Genomic DNA, 18152 nt, shown 5'->3' with positions numbered 1-18152 from the left:
CCCTCTCAATTGCGAAGCGGCTTGCCCGTGGCAAGCATATGGCTCATGCGTTCCTGTGTCTTGCGCTCGCCGCACAGGCTGAGGAACGCTTCGCATTCCAAATCCAGCAAGTATTGCTCGCTAACCTCCGATCCCGGCTTCACATCCCCGCCGGCAAGCACATGAGCAAGCTTGCCTCCGATCAGAGCATCATGCTCGCTGATCAAACCGGACAAGCGCATGGATTGGGCTGCCATCTTCAACACCGCCTTGCCCTCCTTGCCGGCAACGGCAATCCGTTCCTCAGACGGCGGCGTATAGCCCGCCCGGTCAAGCTCCAGCACCGCCCGCTTCGCCTCCGATATGCGGGCGTCCTGTCTCGTAATGATGCGATCCTGCGGACGAAGCAGCCCGAGCCGCTTCGCATCATGACCGCTTGTCGACGCCTTCGCCATGGCGATGGTCTCGAACAGCGCGTTTAGCGGCTGCTGAATGTCTGCGCTTCCTCTGGCGCCTCCCGATGCAGCCGCAGCCCGCTTAGCTGCCAGCGCCGCCGCTTCCTTGCAGCCCCCGCCTGCAGGAATAAGGCCAACGCCCGTCTCCACCAGTCCGAAGTAGGTCTCCGGCGATAGAATGATCTGATCCGCCGGCAAGCATGCCTCGACACCGCCGCCGAGCGTCATGCGATGCGGAGCGGCCACGACTGGCCGGTCAAGCCGTTTGAGGCGCAGCATGCTGTCCTGGAAGAAACGAATAATTTCCTCGACTTCATCCCATTCGCCGTTCTGCGCTTCCATGAGCAACAGGACAAGGTTAGCGCCGACGCAGAAGTTGCGGCCTTCATTGGCCAGCACCAGTCCTCTCCAATTACGGGACACCTCCTGCACCGACTGCCGGATCGCCGTCAGCACCTCGCCTCCGATCGCATTGTTCTGCGAATGGAATTCCAAGCAGGCTACTTCATCGCCAAGGTCGATCAAGCTGGCGCCTTGCGTGGAGAATACCGTGCGTCCAGCAGACTTCAGCGCCGCCAGCGAGATGACATCTTCTTCTTCCTTCTCCGCCGTGAATCCGCCCCTTGCCGCATGAAACCGCTTCTGACCGGATACGCGATAGAAGCTCGCATGCCCCTCGGCAAGCCATTCCTCTATCCAGGCCGGAATGCTGTCGCCCTCTCGCTTCATCCGAGCGACTGACTCTTCCAGACCTATCGCGTCCCATAGCTCGAAGGGACCGAGCTCCCAATTAAAGCCCCAGCGCATCGCCCGGTCAATCTCCGTAATCGAATCCGCAATGACGCCAACTTGAGCAGCCGTATACAATAGCGTTTTCTTCAGCGTCGACCAAGCGAACCGGGCATGCTTATGATCGGGATCGGTGGCCAGCAGTGCCCGCGCCTTCGCCGCTGTTCCCTTCGCCGCCTTGGCTGCTTCAATGACAGGGGACGAGACACGCCGCTGCTCTCCGTACGCCAGCGTATCCAGGCGCAGCGACTCGATCCGGCTGCGGCCATCCTCGCCTTTGGTCTTCCGATAGAAGCCCGCTCCAGACTTCTCGCCCAGCCTGCCAAGCGACACAAGCCTGGCTAGCAGTTCCGGCCTCTCGAAGATCGCCCGCTCCCCGTCGTCGGCACTTCTCTCCCGTACATTGTCCACGACATGCAGAAGCGTATCGAGTCCGACCAGATCCAGCATGCGGAAGGTCGCCGTCTTGGGCCTGCCGATCGCCGGTCCCGTAAGTGCATCGGCTTCCTCCACCGTAAGACCGAAGATCTCCGTATCAGCAAGCGTCACCATCATGCCGTAGGAGCCGATCCGGTTGGCGATGAAATTCGGCGTATCCTTCGCCAGCACCACGCCTTTGCCCAGCCGCCTCTCGCATAGCTCTGTCAGCAGCGCGATCGTCTCCGGGTCCGTATCGTCTGTCGGAACCACCTCTACCAGCTTCATGTAACGCGGCGGGTTGAAGAAATGCGTCGCGGCAAAATGCCGCCGGAACTCCAAGCTCCTGCCCTCCGCCATCGCCGCGACTGACAAGCCCGACGTATTCGTGCTGACCAGAGTACTGGGACGCCGCGCTGACTCAATAGCGGCGAGCACTTCCTGCTTGATATCCAGCCGCTCAACGACCGCCTCGACGATCCAGTCGACATCGCCCAGATTCAGCAGATGATCAGTCAGATTGCCCGGCGTCACGCGCTTCACCCATGCGCTGTCGTACAGCTGGGCCGGCTGCGCCTTCGCCATTCTGGCTACGGCCGCCGCAGACAATCGATTGCGCACCGCAGCGTCAGATAGCGCAAGCCCCTTCCTTTCCTCCTCTTCAGTCAGCTTCTTCGGCACGACATCAAGCAGCAAGACGTTTATGCCCGCGTTCGCCAAGTGCGCGGCAATTCCCGCTCCCATCACACCGGAGCCGATGACGGCCGCATTGCGAATGGAACCCGCGTTCTTCGTACGGGTCTGTTGGTTGGTCATCGTATCGCCTCACCTCATGTTTATAGATTCAAGCTGCTTCTTCCGGCTCACTGTCACTCTCCGAACACGCTGTCGGCGAGCAGCTCCGCCACATCGCGTGCGATGACATTCTCCCCTTCCTGCAGCGACTTAAGGCCATCCTCCATCATCGTCAGGCAATACGGACAGGCTGAGCTGATCACGGTAGGCTTGACGGCCAGGGCTTGCGCGGTCCGGGCGTAATTGACCCGCGTACCGGCATGCTCCTCCATCCACATCAGCCCGCCGCCCGCTCCGCAGCACATGCCGTTTTTGCCCGACCGCTCCATCTCCTCGATGAACATTCCAGGTATAGCCTTCAAGATGCTTCTCGGCGCTTCATACGTATCGTTGTATCGTCCAAGATAGCAGGAGTCGTGTACCGTCACATGCTCCTCCACATCAAACCTCGGAATGAGTCTTCCTTCCGATACAAGCGCCGCCAACAACTCGGTATGATGCATAACCCGTACATCTGCTGACAGCCCGAAGTCCGGATATTCGTTTTTGAATGTGTTGTACGTATGGGGGCATGCAGTGACGATTTGCTTCACGCCGTATTTGGCCAGCACGGCAATATTGTCCCGGCACAGCTCTTGGAACAGAAGCTCATTGCCGATGCGGCGGGCCGTATCGCCCGAGCTGCGTTCCTCTTGGCCGAGAGTGGCGAAGTTTATGCCCGCCTTGGCAAGCAGCCGAACCAGATCGAACAGCACGCGCCTGCTGCGCGTATCGTACGACCCCATGGAGCCTGCCCACAGCAGCACCTCCGGCATGCGGTCCTGCGACTTGCGCTCGCTCATCGTGTCGACCCGAATGCCCGTTTTCCGCTCGCATTCCTCGATCCAAGCCGCCCGCTCCGCACGAGGAAGCCCCCACGGATTGCTCTGGCGCTCAATGTTTTGCAGAGCGCGTTGACCGTCGGACGGCATGCTCCCCTCCATCAATACCAGGTATCTCCGCATATCGATAATTTTGTCTACATGCTCGTTGCCCACGGGACATTGATCCTCGCAATTGCGGCAGGTTGTACAAGCCCACAGCTCATCTTCGGTGATGACATCCCCGATCAGTTGCAGCTCTGCCGGGCTCGCATCTTCCCGCTTGCTCCAAGCCGCGCCCTGAACCGCCATCGTAGGGCCAATGTCGGTGCGGTGAAGCATCTCTTCGCTTTCCCCTGCCGCCGCCTCCCAAGCCGGCATGACCGCGCCCATGACATGAGCCCCGTCATTCACTCCTTTGCCGGACCATAGTCCGGCGGGAAGCCATGGCGATTTGGAGGTGAGGGCAGCTCCCTTCTCCGTCAAATGATCTCTCATCTTCACAATGAGATGCATGGGTGAAAGCAGCTTCCCTGTGCTCGCTGCCGGACACACATTCGTACACCGTCCGCATTCGACGCAGGCATACAGGTCGAGCAACTGCTTCCGGTTGAAATCCTCAATTTTCCCGGCGCCGAACGACTCCGCTTCCTCATTCTCCAGATCAAGCGGCGCCAGCCGACCCGGCGATTCGTTCCGCCTGAACCACAGGTTGACCGGAGCGGTAAGCAGATGAAAGTGCTTCGATTGCGGCACATAGACCAAGAAGCCAAGCAGAACCAGCAGGTGCAACCACCAGAACAGCTCGAACCCGGCTATGGCAAGCGTACTCTTCTCCTGAACGCCAAGCAGCATCAGAAGCTGAGATATCGGCTCGCTCATTGGAGCGTAGGAAGCCGCCACCGATTCTCCCGATCCCGCCGCTAATCGCTCGAAGGAGAGAGACAGCAGCACCGTCAGCATAAGCGTGCCGATAAACCACATGACCAGCGACGGCTTCCATCCCCGCTTCAGCCGGGTCAGCTTCTCGCCATAGCGGCGGTATGCGCCGTACAGCACAGCTGCAAGCACCAGCGCAACCGTAATCTCTTGTGCCAAAGAGAAAGCTCCGTAATACGGCAGCGGCAGCGGCTTGCCGCCGTTCAGCCCTTTCCAGATCAGATCAAGCGCTCCGAATTGAAGCATGATAAAGCCGTAGAAATAGACGAGATGCATAACGCCGCTGCGAACATCGTTCAGCAGCCTGCGATGGCCGAGCACCTCGCCCGCAATGCCTTTGTGCCTGACAGGCTTGTGCCGCTCGAATGCTGCCGGCGCCCCCAGCCGCATATACCCGATGCGACGAAGCACAACAGCGGCAAACAGCCAAACTGCGCTCCCTGTCAGCGCTGCGAACAGTATCCACCTCCCCCACATGATGACATCTGGATAGCCTGCCAGTAGAAGCGCAGCCGTATCGGCCGTAAGCTGCGCAGCCAGCCCGCGCGACTCGCCTGCGCCGGCAGCCAGCGTCTGCCATATCCCTGTCATTCGCACAGCCCTCCCCGTCTCCCGTATTGCCCCAGCCTCGCCGGCTATGGCCGTCCTCCGGATTGGTCGGACAAGCTTATAAAGCGCTTTCAAAAATGGCCGCGGTGCTCCAAGTATATGAACGGCATCCGATGAACATGCTTCGGGAGCGGCGAATGGCTGGCGGTCTATTCGCCCTCCGTTCATCATAAGGTAGCACTGATGGACAATACGTATTGCATTTCCGCAAGCCCTATTTTTGGACGACTGGGAGGGAAGCTCTTATGCCTAAAGTTGTCGTGTTGCTTAAGCAAACCTTCGACACCGAGGAAAAAATAATCGTCACGCCCCAAGGCGTAGACGAGCGTGAGGCCAAGTTCGTCATCAATCCGTACGACGAATATGCGCTGGAAGAAGCCATTCAGTTGAAAGAGAAGCTGGGAGGAGTGGTCATCGCCGTCACATGCGGAACGGAAAGATCGCAGGAAGCGCTGCGGACGGCGCTTGCCGTCGGTGCCGACGAAGCGGTCCGGCTAGATAGCAAAGGACTCTCCGGCGACAGCTATGAGGTTGCCGAGGCGCTGGCTGCGGTCGTCGGCCCTCTCTCTCCCGACCTGCTGCTGGCAGGGCTGTTCGCCGTAGACAGCGGCTCCGGCAGCGTCGCGCTTCAGGTGGCCGAGCGTCTGGGCTTGCCCCATGCCTCTGCAGCAGTGAAGTTAACGCTGGGATCGGCAGAGGAGCTTGGGCTCTCCCATCCGGTGCAAGCGTCGCAATACGCGCTGATCGAGCGCGATGCGGAGGGCGATACCGAGACGGTGGCCATTCCGCTTCCGGCGCTCATTACCGCCCAGCAGGGATTGAACGAGCCCCGCTATCCGTCCTTGCCGGGCATCATGAAGGCCAAGCGCAAGCCGCTGCGCACCGTAACGCTATCGGAGCTTGGGCTCAGCGCCGGGGACGCTGCCCGTACACAAAGAGCAGCGCTCTCCCCTCCCCCGCCGCGCGCTACAGGCAAGCGGATTGCCGGCTCCCCGGAAGAACAGGCAGCGGGATTGGTAGAGCTGCTGCGGACGGAGGCGAAAGTGCTGTAAGAGCGATGACAAGACCCACCGCTTATCCCAGATGTGAAAGGAGCTGTATCGCATGTCCAGAACGATACTAGTCTATGCCGAGCGGCGCGACGGTTCGCTGCGCCGCGTCGCCTTCGAGGCGCTCGGCGCAGCGAGGCGCCTCGCAGGCGAGGGCGGCTCGGTGCACGCCGTCCTCGCCGGAAGCGGCGGCGCGGCGGAGGACGCTGCCGCGCTGCAGGTTCGAGGGGCGGATGTCGTGCATATCGCCGACGATCCTACCCTCCGGGATTACGCGCCAGAGGCCTATCTCGCCGTGCTGCGCGCAGCCATGGATGCGGTCAAGCCGGACGCGCTGCTGCTCGGCCATACCGCTGCGGGGCGCGAGCTCGCGCCCCGGGTGGCCGCGGCCTATGGCGCCGGCCACATCGCCGACGTCACCGCCATCGAGCCGCCCGCAGATGGCGCAGACGTCGGCTTCATTCGCCCGCTCTACGCCGGCAAGGCGTTCGAGCGGCGCAGCTTCCTGCCGGGGCACCCGTGGGTCGTCACGGTGCGCCCGAACAATCTTCCGCCGGCGGAGCCGCTGGATGCCGGCGGAAGCGGCGGCGCCGTACAGGCGCTTCCGTACGCGCCGCCGCAGCTGTGGACCGCCGTGCGCGGGGTGCTTCGCCGCGCCAGCGGACAGCTTGATCTCGCCGAGGCCGACGTCGTCGTATCGGGAGGCCGAGGCGTGCGCAGCGCGGCAGGCTTCGAGCCGCTGCACGCGCTTGCCGCTGCGTTCGGCGGCGCGGTAGGCGCGTCCCGCGCCGCTTGCGACGCAGGCTACTGCGACTATGCCCTCCAGATCGGGCAGACCGGCAAAGTCGTGACGCCGCAGCTGTATATCGCTTGCGGCATCAGCGGCGCGATTCAGCATCTTGCGGGCATGAGCCAGTCCCGCACCATCGTCGCCATTAACAAGGACCCCGATGCTCCAATCTTCAGCATCGCGGATTACGCCATCGTCGGCGACCTGTTCGAGGTCGTGCCGCTGCTTACCTCCGAAGTGCTTCGCGCCAATCAGCAGGCCGACTAACAAGAGAGCTTTTCTCTTACTGTCTGCACTCTGACCGCAGCAACAAGAAACCTCCGAATCTACCGATTCGGAGGTTTCTCTGATGCATAGCTTTCCTATTTGCTGCAAGCTCTCTTCATCTGCGCTTTATCTCTCATTCCGGCTTCTCAGCCACAATTGCAAAATATACAGGGAATCGTCCCAGTATCATCCGGTGCTTGTCCGTATAATAACGGATATGTTTGAATCCGGCCTCGGTTATGAAGCTCTCCACCTGTTTCCTTTTCAAATAACGCCCTTGCGAATGGTCTAGGTCATGCTCAGCCCCAAATACCGGACGCAGCTTCCGAAGAGCATATGCGATCGTCTCTATCCTCCATATCATCCGCCTGCGAATCAAGTAATCTAGCGGATAACCCGAGCCGTGAACAAGCAAAAACAGCTTTCCTCCAGGTTCAAGCACGCGATACATCTCCCCGATTGCCGTCCTGACATCCAGATAGTGCAGCGCCGCTCGGCAAATGACCATATCAAAGCTCGCTTCCTTCCAAGGCAGCCGGTGAATGTCACCGATATGAGTTTCAATTCGCTGTCCATCCGCTAAGCTGTCCACTGCAAACGCCGCTGTGCCTGCAACGCTCGTATGTACCCGTTCATAACTGCCTTCCATCTCCAGCAGCTTCCGCATAAGCCCAATCTGTTCACTTGCACCATCAATTCCGCATACCCGCTCCCGCCATTCCGCCTTCAGCAAAGCAAAGATCGTAGCGCCCCCGCCGCAGCAAATGTCCGCAATGCTTCGCCTGCCCGACGCTTCTTCAAGGAGCAGCTGGTCCAGCCGTTCCTTGCGATATAGTTGCCGTTCATACTCATAACAGCTATAGGCAAGTCTTCTGTCCAGCAATCTTCCGGCGGGGGATACCCATCCACGTTCTTTCAGCCTTTCCAGCACAGAATGGCTTATCCTGTACCTTTCAGGCAATCGTATGCCCGATTCTCGCGCGAATAAATAAGCCATGCAGGTCAGAAGCTCATCATCTCGGAATAACTCTGCCACGCTGCCATCGGCTGGCTTGCCGATGATCCGCTCTACCCGGTCAGCCATGCCGGACCATGCCTAAGGCTTGATGCTCGTAATGCTCAATTGACATGCAGTCGTAGTCATTCAACATTCGCTCGATTTTCCGGTGAGTCCCGCCAAGCCCGTAATATCTTCTGAAGCTGTTAGACCACGTCGATTGGAATATGCGCGGCTGCTCCTTGTCCAAATCATACGGATGAATATAAAACAGGAAATAATCATGGCGCTTCAGCCATGACTGCACACCGTAACGAAATACTTCGTACGGATACAACCGGTAATACCCTCCGCCTCCCCAGGGAATATGCAGCCCTCCGATCCTTTGCGCCGGTAATGGATATTCGATCAGCCTTCTTCTAATCCGGAATGAGGAACCGGCATTCAGATTTGGATATCCGCGCAGCCGCTCGGATTCGCCCGCGAATGAATTGGGCATTAAGCTTGAATCATAGTTGAAGCCCTCTTCCTCCAGCAGCTCCAGTCCCCATTCCGTCATCGAGAAGCACGGTGCCCGATAACCGCGAACTTCTGAACCGGTCAGCTGCTCCAGCAGCAGCTTCGAATGCCGGATATCCTCTTTAAATTCCAGGCGCGACTGCTCATACACCAGTCGGTGAGCATATCCATGCGATGCAATCTCATGACCACGCCGGTGAATCTCCTTCACCAGCTCAGGCTTATGCTCTGCTATCCAGCCCAATACAAAAAACGTCCCTTTCGCATTCTTTTCGTCCAGCATATCAAGCAGCAGATGCGTTGGCTTCTCCAATCTGAATGGATAGCGCTTCCAATCGGCAAGTGACAACTCCGGGCTGCAAAACCAGTCTTCCAGATCTACCGTAAAAATCATGTCCAACGGCTTCACCCTTTCTGCATCTATTTTTTATGAATCTGCGGCAAAAAGCGTTAACTCCCTCTATTATAAGGGGTATGATGAAAAAATAGGAAAAAATTAGAGATTAATTCAGATATTATCCACTACAAAAAAAAGCCGGTCTCGGCATATTAAATCTGCACAAGACCAGCTTCTCTTTTCTTTGTTATGCAAAATCAGGAAGCGCAATTTCCCTAATACAATCAGGCGCTTCGTACCATTCATCATGGACGGCGTTTGTGACCGGATAGGAACGCAGCAAGTAGCTCTCCGGGACCTCCATATGCTTGCGGAGCTTACTGAATTCCGTCAATTTCGGATTCAGCCAATCCTCGATGCCTTCCTCGTCGAGCACGATTGGCAAGCGCGGCTGCCAAACCGACATCGATCCGTTAGTTGCAGCCGTCAGCATGGTGAAAGCACGCACTTCCTTGCCGCTTGAATGACGCCAGCAGTCATACATTCCGGCTATGCCAAGCACAGCATGACCGGGCAGAACCGTATGCATCGCTCTCGGCTCCCGCTCCTTGCCGAAGGTCTTCTGTCCGTAAAATCCGCTGCACGGAATAACACAGCGCTGGCGCTTCATCATCCGGTGCAGGAATGGCTTATCCGGCAAAGCCGCATAATCGGCATTCACCGAATCTTTGGCCCAAAACGGAAAGAGTCCCCATCTGGCTTCCTGCAGCACGCGCGTCTCATGCCGATCATTCATAACGATGGACACGTTCTGTGTCGGCGCTATGTTGAACCGATTCGTGTGTCCGACCACCACTTTTTTGATTCCAAACCGCTCCACGATCTCACTCATATCCACCGTCAACGAAAACCGTTCAATCATCGCTGGATCGCTCCTTTAGCCTCTTGGCTGCGTAATTGAATCCAGTTTTTGTAGGATGGAGGTAAATTATGCATGGGAGCTCTCGAAATAATTTTGAACGTCCAGATTTAGTTGCCGGGATTAATCATTTAGGTCGTAAACCGCTTCCTGAATTTGAGCGGTGGCATGCCTGTGTGGGATGCGAACAGCCGCGAGAAATGCGGGGTTTGCCGGAAGCCGGTTTCCTCCGCTACTCTCGCAATCGTCCAGTCGGTCTTGATCAGCAGCAGCTTCGCTTGGTCAAGGCGGTAATACAGCAAATATTGCTGCGGCGTACAGCCGAACACTTCCGTCATACAGCGTGTGATATAGTTCGTATGGAGATCAAGCACCTCGCTCAGCATTGTGTTGCTGATGGAGGTTCGGTAATTCAATTTCAAGTAAGCCGCTGCTCGCTCCGCTACGGATACAGCCGCTCTAGCCGCGTCCGAACGCCAGCCCTCATCCAGCATTTGAAGCAGATGCAGGAATCGCTGCTGCCGGTCCCAGAAAGCGCCATGTGAGGAGCTCTTTGCCGCTTCATGAAGCTGAGAGAAGATAAGCTTCGCTTCATCCGGGTAATTAAGCTTCATCTTCTTCGGCAATCGAATGGCATACGTATAATAATCGCCCCGGATGCTGCCGGGCTGATTGTCCTCAGTCTCCTCCCATGCTCCAACGGTCTGGAAGTGCACCCAATCGAACACGGTCTCCTCGTCGCAAGGACGAAAGGAGTAATGCCAGCGATCCGGCCGCAAGATAAGCACATCTCCCGGCTTCAAAGTCCATTTATGATTCTCCTCGGCTACATAGAGCGTTCCCTCATTCACGAACAGCAGGTCGAATACACCAAGATTCGTCCGGTTGGGATGCTCCTCGCCTGGTCGATATGTAATTCGGTTCGACTCTACAAAAAAAGGCAGAGGCGGCGAACGAAACGTTAGCAATAAATCTTCTGACACGCTGATCTCTCTCCCCGATGCATAGCTGCATTAATTCCCATGAATACTGCCATGTTACTTGAAGTGCAGATCGTTTGTCCATACTCTATTTCTCGCGGATGCCGTCTACGTCTATTCAGCAAAAAAAGCCCTGCTCTACCGATGGCTCATCGTAGAATCAAGGCTCTCCCCTTTGGCAAGCAAGGTTTTGCTCTCTGGCTTACAGAAGCTGCTCGTGTTACAGCGATTTCGTCTGAATCCCATGGAACAGCGTCGCCATATAGATCTGATCCCCCAGAACGTCGACATCCGTCACCGGGAATCCAAGCTGGACAGACAACAGCACCAGACGGTCTGCTATGTATACGAGCTTGAATAGCCCTTGATCCGTGCACACATAAAGCCCGCCCCGCTTCGAGACTATGGAATAAATGATCTTTTTCCCAAATTGAATCCGGTCGAATCGGCCTTTCTTATCCCCTACCACCAATTCCCCCTGATCCGTCGCGCCGATCAGATGCCCCCGATAGACAGCAAGGCTGGTAATACTGCGCTGCAGCTCAAAATGTGCCCATTCATCCATGAACCTGTCGTATAAGGAAATGCCGGTGTCATGTCCGACAATGACATATTGCGGGAGGCTTAGAAAATCGAATACATGCTTCCCCTCGCAAGAGAGCTGCCCCCACTTCGACCCCGTCCGGATCCATAGACCATCCGACGTTGAGGCGTAGCATGCGCCTCCAAGCCTGCGGCATTGATAGCAGGGCAGTGTCAAGCCATCTTGCTCCCACACTTCTCCGTTCCACTCATACAAACCGTTATTCGTGCAAGCATGAAGCAGCTCCTGGTGCAGCTGAAGCCGGTGGATTCCCGTCGTATCAGGCAAGCCTGCACTCAGCTTGTCCCACTCGGATTCATCTTCAATCGAATATACCCCATGCCCGACCGTAGCGGCGAACACGCCATACGGCCCTGCCGTCACGGCGGAGAATGGGAATAGAAGCCAGTTCCATGGCTGTTTGGTCCCCGTCTGCATTGATTCCAACCCCTTTCCGCGCACAGAACAAGGGCTGTCTTATTCGGACGCTTCCCTTTTATCCGCCTATACACTGATAACTATTATCATTTAAATGATAAACATTCTCATAAACTGTTGTCAACCTTGATCAAGCGCCCATTTTTCTAAAAATAGGTCAATACCTACGCGCACATCTATCCTGCACCCAAGCAAACCTACACATTAGCCCGTAGTATAAATAAATTACCTAGGAGGTGCTTCAACTGAACGATTCCAATCGTCGTTACCGCAAACGTTCAACAAAAAAACAAACGTTGAAAATCAAAACGTCCAATCGCGGCAACTATCCGAAGAGACATAAAAAAATAGCTGTTGCAAAGAGAAAACGCATCTTCATCTCAGGAACAAGAAGAAGATATCGTCCTCGTCCTCATCACCATCATCGTGATGAGCATAGCGAAATCAGAGGTCAGATAGGTCCATTAGGACCCCAGGGACCTGAAGGCGAACGCGGCAAAAAAGGTGATGACGGCGATCGAGGCAAGCGCGGCCGCACCGGACCTACTGGCGCGACTGGTACGACTGGCGCGACCGGAGCTACAGGAGCTACAGGAGCTACAGGCATTACAGGTGCAACAGGCACTACAGGATCAACAGGTGCAACTGGCATTACAGGATCAACAGGTGCAACTGGCATTACAGGTGCAACTGGAGCTACGGGAGCCACCGGAGCAACAGGCTGCACAGGAGCTACCGGGCCTTCAGGAGGCCCTCCCGGACCAACTGGCTCAACGGGGGCGACAGGCGTTCAAGGACCGATCGGACCGCAAGGGCCAGTCGGGCCGCCAGGAGCCCAAGGACCTCAAGGACCTCAAGGTCTCCAAGGCGATCCCGGACCACTAGGACCTCAGGGACCTCTGGGTCCACAGGGACCTCAAGGCAATGTGGGACCTCAAGGACCTCAGGGGCCGCAAGGTCTTGTAGGCAACACCGGTGCCACGGGTACTACGGGCGCCACCGGTACCACTGGAGCGACTGGGGCGGCTGGAGCAGCCGGCGCAACCGGAGCACAAGGACCTGTCGGACCGCGAGGGCCTCAAGGTGCAGCCGGACAGCAAGGACCTGCCGGACCACAGGGACCCGCCGGGTCGCAAGGCGCCCAAGGAGCGCAAGGGCCAATCGGGAATACCGGAGCCACTGGCGCTACAGGAGGCACGGGCGCCACGGGCACCACAGGAGCGACAGGCGTGACTGGCGAAACCGGAACAACCGGGGCAACTGGACCGACGGGACCAACCGGCGCGGATGGTGCTGCTGGAGCTACCGGTCCAACGGGGCCGACCGGCGTGGACGGCGGCACTGGAGCCACAGGTCCGACGGGGCCGACCGGCGTGGACGGCGGCACTGGAGCCACAGGTCCGACGGGGCCGACCGGCGTGGACGGCGGCACTGGAGCCACAGGTCCGACGGGGCCGACCGGCGTGGACGGCGGCACTGGAGCCACAGGTCCGACGGGGCCGACCGGCGTGGACGGCGGCACTGGAGCCACAGGTCCGACGGGGCCGACCGGCGTGGACGGCGGCACTGGAGCCACAGGTCCGACGGGGCCGACCGGCGTGGACGGCGGCACTGGAGCCACAGGTCCGACGGGGTCAACTGGAGCTACAGGCGCTACAGGTACGGGCGCCACAGGGGCGACCGGACCAACGGGACTTACTGGTCCAACAGGAGCTACTGGCGCTACTGGCGCTACAGGTACGGGCGCCACAGGAGCGACCGGTCCAACAGGAGCTACTGGCGCCACAGGCGCTACAGGTACGGGCGCCACAGGGGCGACCGGACCAACGGGACTTACTGGTCCGACAGGAACTACTGGCGCTACAGGTGCCACGGGTACCACAGGCGCTACTGGAACCACAGGTGCAACTGGAGCTACTGGAGCGACCGGTGCCACAGGCACACCTGGCAGCGGAGCCATTATTCCATTCGCATCTGGCGAGCCGCTTGTATTAAGCACAATCCTTGGCGGCTTAGCCGGTACCGCAGGACTTGTCGGCTTCGGTAGTAGCGGTCCAACATTAAGCGTGCTTGGGGCTACCATCGATCTGACTGGTGCTGCAGGAACTTTGCTCAATTTCGCCTTCTCTGTCCCAAGAGACGGTGTCATCACATCCATCGCCGCTTACTTCAGTACAACATTGGCGCTCGATTTGCTCGGGACAACAATTACGGTGCAAGCTCAGTTGTACAGTTCAACGACGCCAGACAACATTTTCAGACCAATTCCGGGCACAGCTGTCACGCTGGCACCATCCTTATCTGGTCTGCTTGTGCCTCCCGGGACGACCAGCAATGGCATATTATCGGGGTTAAACATCCAGGTTACAGCGCAGACCCGTCTCCTGCTCGTCTTTTCCGCAACGGCTACTGGATTAACGTTAGTCAATACAGTAGCCGGTTATGGCAGCGCAGGTATTACAATTAACTAAACCGTATCCGACTCCCTATTCCCAACAGACCAAGTGCCAGCTTGGTCTGTTTTTGTTCTTTTTATATTATAGAAAAAAAACGATTTCTCTTACCCTCTTTTTACATAATTACTATATTCACATTTATCCCCTAACTCTCCTACTCTAGCCTATTATCTTTTAATTTTTCCTCCAGAACGTACAAGCCATTTCTATTACTTTTTCATAGAATAAGTGAATGATAAGGAGGTGTTTTCACTGAAAGCAAAAGATGGGTACAAAAAGTTGCGTATGATTAAAAAAAGATCTGGTCCAGATCACGAGATCATCATCCTGTCCAAGCATTCGAGCAGCAGCAAAAACAAAAAGAAACGAAAGTCATACAAGCATGGAAAAAAAGATGAATGCGAGTGCTATAGGGGCCCTAGAGGACCAAAGGGGCCTCGCGGCAAAAGAGGTAAACGCGGACACACAGGAGCGACAGGGGCTACGGGACCTTCTGGCACAACCGGCGCGACTGGGCCGACAGGGGCTGCGGGGGCTACTGGTATTACAGGAGCGACTGGTTCCACTGGCGCAACTGGCTCTACGGGACCTACAGGGCCGACTGGTGCTACCGGGGCAGATAGGGCAACTGGTGCTACGGGGCCGACGGCACGACCGGGCCAACGGGACCGACCGGCGTCGATGGTACAACCGGGCCAACAGGATCGACTGGTGCAGACGGCGCTACTGGACCTACAGGGCCAACCGGCGCGGACGGCGCGACTGGACCTGCAGGGCCAACCGGCGCCGATGGCGCTACTGGACCTACAGGGCAGACCGGCGCTGATGGGGCAACTGGTGCTACAGGCGCCGATGGCGCGACTGGGCCAACAGGACCTACAGGTGCGGACGGTGCGACTGGGCAAACAGGGGCAACCGGTGCGGGCGGCGGCGCAATTATCCCTTACGCTTCAGGGCTTGCCCTCGCTTTAACAACGATCGCAGGAGGACTGGCAGGTACCGGCGGACTGCTTGGATTTGGTACAAGCGCTCCAACATCTACTATTCTTGGCGGAGCAATTGACTTGACAGGACCCGGCGCAATATTCCAGGAACCGAAATAACAATTCAAGTTCAATTATATAGCTCTGCTACCCCCGATAATATCTTCAACCCTATCCCTGGGACGCTTGTCAGCCTCTCCCCTCCTTTAACTGGCGTCGTAAATATCGGAACAATTAGTAATGCATCACTAACGGGCTTGAGTATTCCCGTAACGACAGAAACACGTTTGCTACTCGTATACTCTGCTGTTGCAACGGGTTTTAACCTTATAAATGCGGTTGTCGGTTATGGTAGTGCAGGTCTAACAATCGAATAGTCATCATTCTTCGTAGAAGCCTAGTCTATGACTTGGATTCTCTTGTTTTATGAGCTCTGTACCCTCCCCTCTCTCATGTACATTCACACATTTTCTAATATAAGGGAAAAACACTAAATGAACGCACATGCAGAATCTATCTGCTCTTCGTAATATAAGGGAGAATACAAGGAGGTGTTTCAACTGGATTATCCATCTAGCAAAAAGAAATCTATCAAGATAATCAAACGTCGCTCAAACAGTACGTTATCCATTCATTCGGGCGATTCTTCTCATTGCGGGAAGAAGAAAAAGAAAAAATGGAAGAATGACGACTGCAAAAAAGTAACCTTTATCCGCGGACCAAGAGGCCACAGAGGGCCTCCAGGACCTCCAGGACCAGAAGGCCCAATTGGGCCGGAAGGAAGACGCGGGAAAAGAGGCAAAGACGGTGAAAGAGGGAAAAGAGGCCGTCGGGGACCAACTGGAACTATCAATCCCGGCGAAGAGTTATTCAATGTCATCGGACCAATTGGTTCAGCTACAGTTGGCTTTGGTGAGGATCTGATCTTTGAATCCGACACACTAGACATTGTCGTTTCTGAAGGTTCCGCAACTGTTCGTCTGGAAGTACCCACAGGTAGTACTGGCACAACAGGCCCAACAGGGGCAACGGGTGCAACGGGTGCTACGGGCGCGACTGGAGCCACTGGGCCTACTGGTGCGTATGGTACCGGAACTACCGGACCAACAGGGGCAACGGGTGCAACGGGTGCTACGGGCGCGACTGGAGCCACTGGGCCAACTGGTGCGTATGGTACCGGAACTACCGGACCAACAGGCGCAACTGGTGCAACTGGTGCTACGGGCGCGACTGGAGCCACTGGGCCAACTGGTGCGTATGGTACCGGAACTACCGGACCAACAGGGGCAACGGGGGCAACGGGTGCCACTGGTGCTACGGGCGCGGACGGCGCTACTGGACCGACTGGACCGACAGGTCCGACTGGAGCAACGGGTGCGGGAGCTACTGGCGCGACTGGACCGACTGGACCAACTGGACCAACTGGTGCGGACGGTGCGACTGGTGCAACTGGAGCGACCGGACCAACTGGCGCGGACGGCGCGGACGGCGCAACTGGAGCGACCGGGCCGACTGGGGCGGACGGCGCGACTGGCGCAACTGGAGCGACCGGACCAACTGGTGCGGACGGCGCGACTGGCGCAACTGGAGCGACCGGACCGACTGGACCGACTGGTGCCGACGGTGCGACTGGTGCGACTGGCGCGACTGGACCAACTGGTGCCGACGGTGCGACTGGCGCGACTGGTGCCGACGGTGCGACTGGCGCAACTGGACCGACTGGACCAACTGGCGCGGACGGCGCGACTGGCGCAACTGGAGCGACCGGACCAACTGGCGCGGACGGTGCGACTGGTGCAACTGGAGCGACCGGACCAACTGGCGCGGACGGCGCAACTGGAGCGACTGGACCAACTGGCGCGGACGGCGCGACTGGCGCAACTGGAGCGACCGGGCCGACTGGGGCGGACGGCGCGACTGGCGCAACTGGAGCGACCGGACCAACTGGTGCGGACGGCGCGACTGGCGCAACTGGAGCGACCGGACCGACTGGTGCCGACGGTGCGACTGGCGCGACTGGACCGACGGGTGCCGACGGTGCGACTGGACCAACTGGCGTGGATGGCGCAACTGGACCGACTGGTGTGGATGGCGCAACTGGCGCGACTGGACCGACTGGCGCGGACGGGGCGACTGGACCGACTGGACCGACTGGACCTACGGGAACTTTTGAAGGTGACTTACTGTTTAATGTTATCGGACCAACAGGAGCTGCAACAGTTGGCCTAGGCGAAAATCTGATCTTTGAATCTGATACGCTCGATATTACTGTCACAGAAGGATCTGCAATTGTTAGACTGGAAGTAGACAGTGGCGTTACTGGACCAACTGGACCTACAGGTGCTGATGGCGCGACTGGTGCAACAGGTGCCGACGGAGCGACTGGACCGACGGGTGCCACTGGCGCAACAGGGGCCGACGGAGCGACTGGACCGACCGGGGCAACTGGAGCAACAGGTGCCGATGGCGCAACTGGACCAACCGGACCGACCGGGGCTGCTGGAGCAACTGGAGCTACGGGTGCCGATGGCGCAACTGGACCAACCGGACCGACCGGGGCTGATGGCGCAACTGGAGCTACGGGTGCCGATGGCGCAACTGGACCAACTGGACCGACCGGGGCTGATGGGGCAACTGGAGCTACGGGTGCCGATGGCGCAACTGGACCAACCGGACCGACCGGGGCTGATGGCGCAACTGGAGCTACGGGTGCCGATGGCGCAACTGGACCAACTGGACCGACAGGGGCCGATGGTGCGACTGGACCTACTGGACCGACAGGGGCCGATGGTGCGACTGGACCTACTGGACCTACTGGACCGACAGGGGCAGATGGCGCGACTGGACCTACTGGACCGACAGGAGCCGATGGCGCAACTGGACCTACTGGACCGACAGGGGCCGATGGCGCAACTGGACCAACTGGACCGACAGGGGCCGATGGCGCAACTGGACCTACTGGACCGACAGGGGCCGATGGCGCAACTGGAC

The 18152-nt window shown here is 57.9% G+C and carries 10 protein-coding genes and 2 pseudogenes; 5 read left to right on the top strand and 7 right to left on the bottom strand.

The genetic code is table 11. The annotated features are described in order from the left end of the window. Positions 1-5 precede the first annotated feature (5 nt). Both D3P07_RS09735 and D3P07_RS09730 read right to left on the bottom strand, forming a co-directional pair. Positions 6-2456 carry a 3-hydroxyacyl-CoA dehydrogenase/enoyl-CoA hydratase family protein gene (locus tag D3P07_RS09735; RefSeq protein ID WP_119800046.1) on the bottom strand — a complete coding sequence of 817 codons (2451 nt, stop codon included), beginning with the start codon at positions 2454-2456 and terminating at the stop codon, positions 6-8. A gap of 53 nt (positions 2457-2509) precedes the next feature. Then, positions 2510-4711, bottom strand: a complete 2202-nt coding sequence (locus tag D3P07_RS09730; RefSeq protein WP_119800778.1) for a (Fe-S)-binding protein — start codon at positions 4709-4711, stop codon at positions 2510-2512. Positions 4712-5088: 377 nt separating this feature from the next. Between D3P07_RS09730 and D3P07_RS09725 the strand changes: the two genes are divergently transcribed. Both D3P07_RS09725 and D3P07_RS09720 read left to right on the top strand, forming a co-directional pair. After that, positions 5089-5895 (top strand): electron transfer flavoprotein subunit beta/FixA family protein, encoded by an 807-nt coding sequence (locus D3P07_RS09725; protein ID WP_119800045.1) that lies wholly within the window; start codon positions 5089-5091, stop codon positions 5893-5895. Between the two features lie 52 nt (positions 5896-5947). Then, positions 5948-6949 carry an electron transfer flavoprotein subunit alpha/FixB family protein gene (locus D3P07_RS09720; RefSeq protein ID WP_119800044.1) on the top strand — a complete coding sequence of 334 codons (1002 nt, stop codon included), beginning with the start codon at positions 5948-5950 and terminating at the stop codon, positions 6947-6949. A 133-nt stretch (positions 6950-7082) separates the two neighbouring features. Here the strand turns inward: D3P07_RS09720 and D3P07_RS09715 are convergent, their stop codons facing one another. The 5 genes from D3P07_RS09715 to D3P07_RS09695 form a co-directional block, all read right to left on the bottom strand. Further along, entirely contained in the window at positions 7083-8033 is a 951-nt protein-coding gene (locus tag D3P07_RS09715) for a class I SAM-dependent methyltransferase (RefSeq protein ID WP_119800043.1), read from the bottom strand. Then, positions 8026-8859, bottom strand: coding sequence for a polysaccharide deacetylase family protein (locus D3P07_RS09710; protein WP_119800042.1), 834 nt, complete (start codon positions 8857-8859; stop codon positions 8026-8028). The genes D3P07_RS09715 and D3P07_RS09710 overlap by 8 nt, the downstream gene beginning before the upstream one ends. Before the next feature lie 190 nt (positions 8860-9049). Further along, on the bottom strand, positions 9050-9724 hold the full coding sequence (locus tag D3P07_RS09705) for an SOS response-associated peptidase (protein WP_119800041.1): 675 nt from the start codon (positions 9722-9724) through the stop codon (positions 9050-9052). A 128-nt stretch (positions 9725-9852) separates the two neighbouring features. Beyond that, entirely contained in the window at positions 9853-10704 is an 852-nt protein-coding gene (locus D3P07_RS09700; RefSeq protein ID WP_119800040.1) for an AraC family transcriptional regulator, read from the bottom strand. A 217-nt stretch (positions 10705-10921) separates the two neighbouring features. Then, positions 10922-11722, bottom strand: coding sequence for a hypothetical protein (locus D3P07_RS09695; RefSeq protein WP_119800039.1), 801 nt, complete (start codon positions 11720-11722; stop codon positions 10922-10924). A gap of 296 nt (positions 11723-12018) precedes the next feature. Between D3P07_RS09695 and D3P07_RS09690 the strand changes: the two genes are divergently transcribed. The 3 genes and pseudogenes from D3P07_RS09690 to D3P07_RS27465 all read left to right on the top strand — a co-directional run. Continuing rightward, positions 12019-14193, top strand: a complete 2175-nt coding sequence (locus tag D3P07_RS09690) for an exosporium glycoprotein BclB-related protein (RefSeq protein ID WP_310732546.1) — start codon at positions 12019-12021, stop codon at positions 14191-14193. A 399-nt stretch (positions 14194-14592) separates the two neighbouring features. Then, a pseudogene (locus D3P07_RS27860) lies at positions 14593-15248 on the top strand (collagen-like domain-containing protein); the annotation flags it as partial. 464 nt (positions 15249-15712) lie between these two features. Beyond that, positions 15713-18152, top strand: a pseudogene (locus tag D3P07_RS27465) (collagen-like protein); the annotation flags it as partial.

The sequence above is a fragment of the Paenibacillus sp. 1011MAR3C5 genome (genome assembly GCF_003591485.1).
Lineage (GTDB): Bacteria > Bacillota > Bacilli > Paenibacillales > Paenibacillaceae > Pristimantibacillus.
The sequence above is the reverse complement of the archived record's forward strand: the minus strand, read 5'-3'. Positions and strand labels throughout refer to the sequence as shown.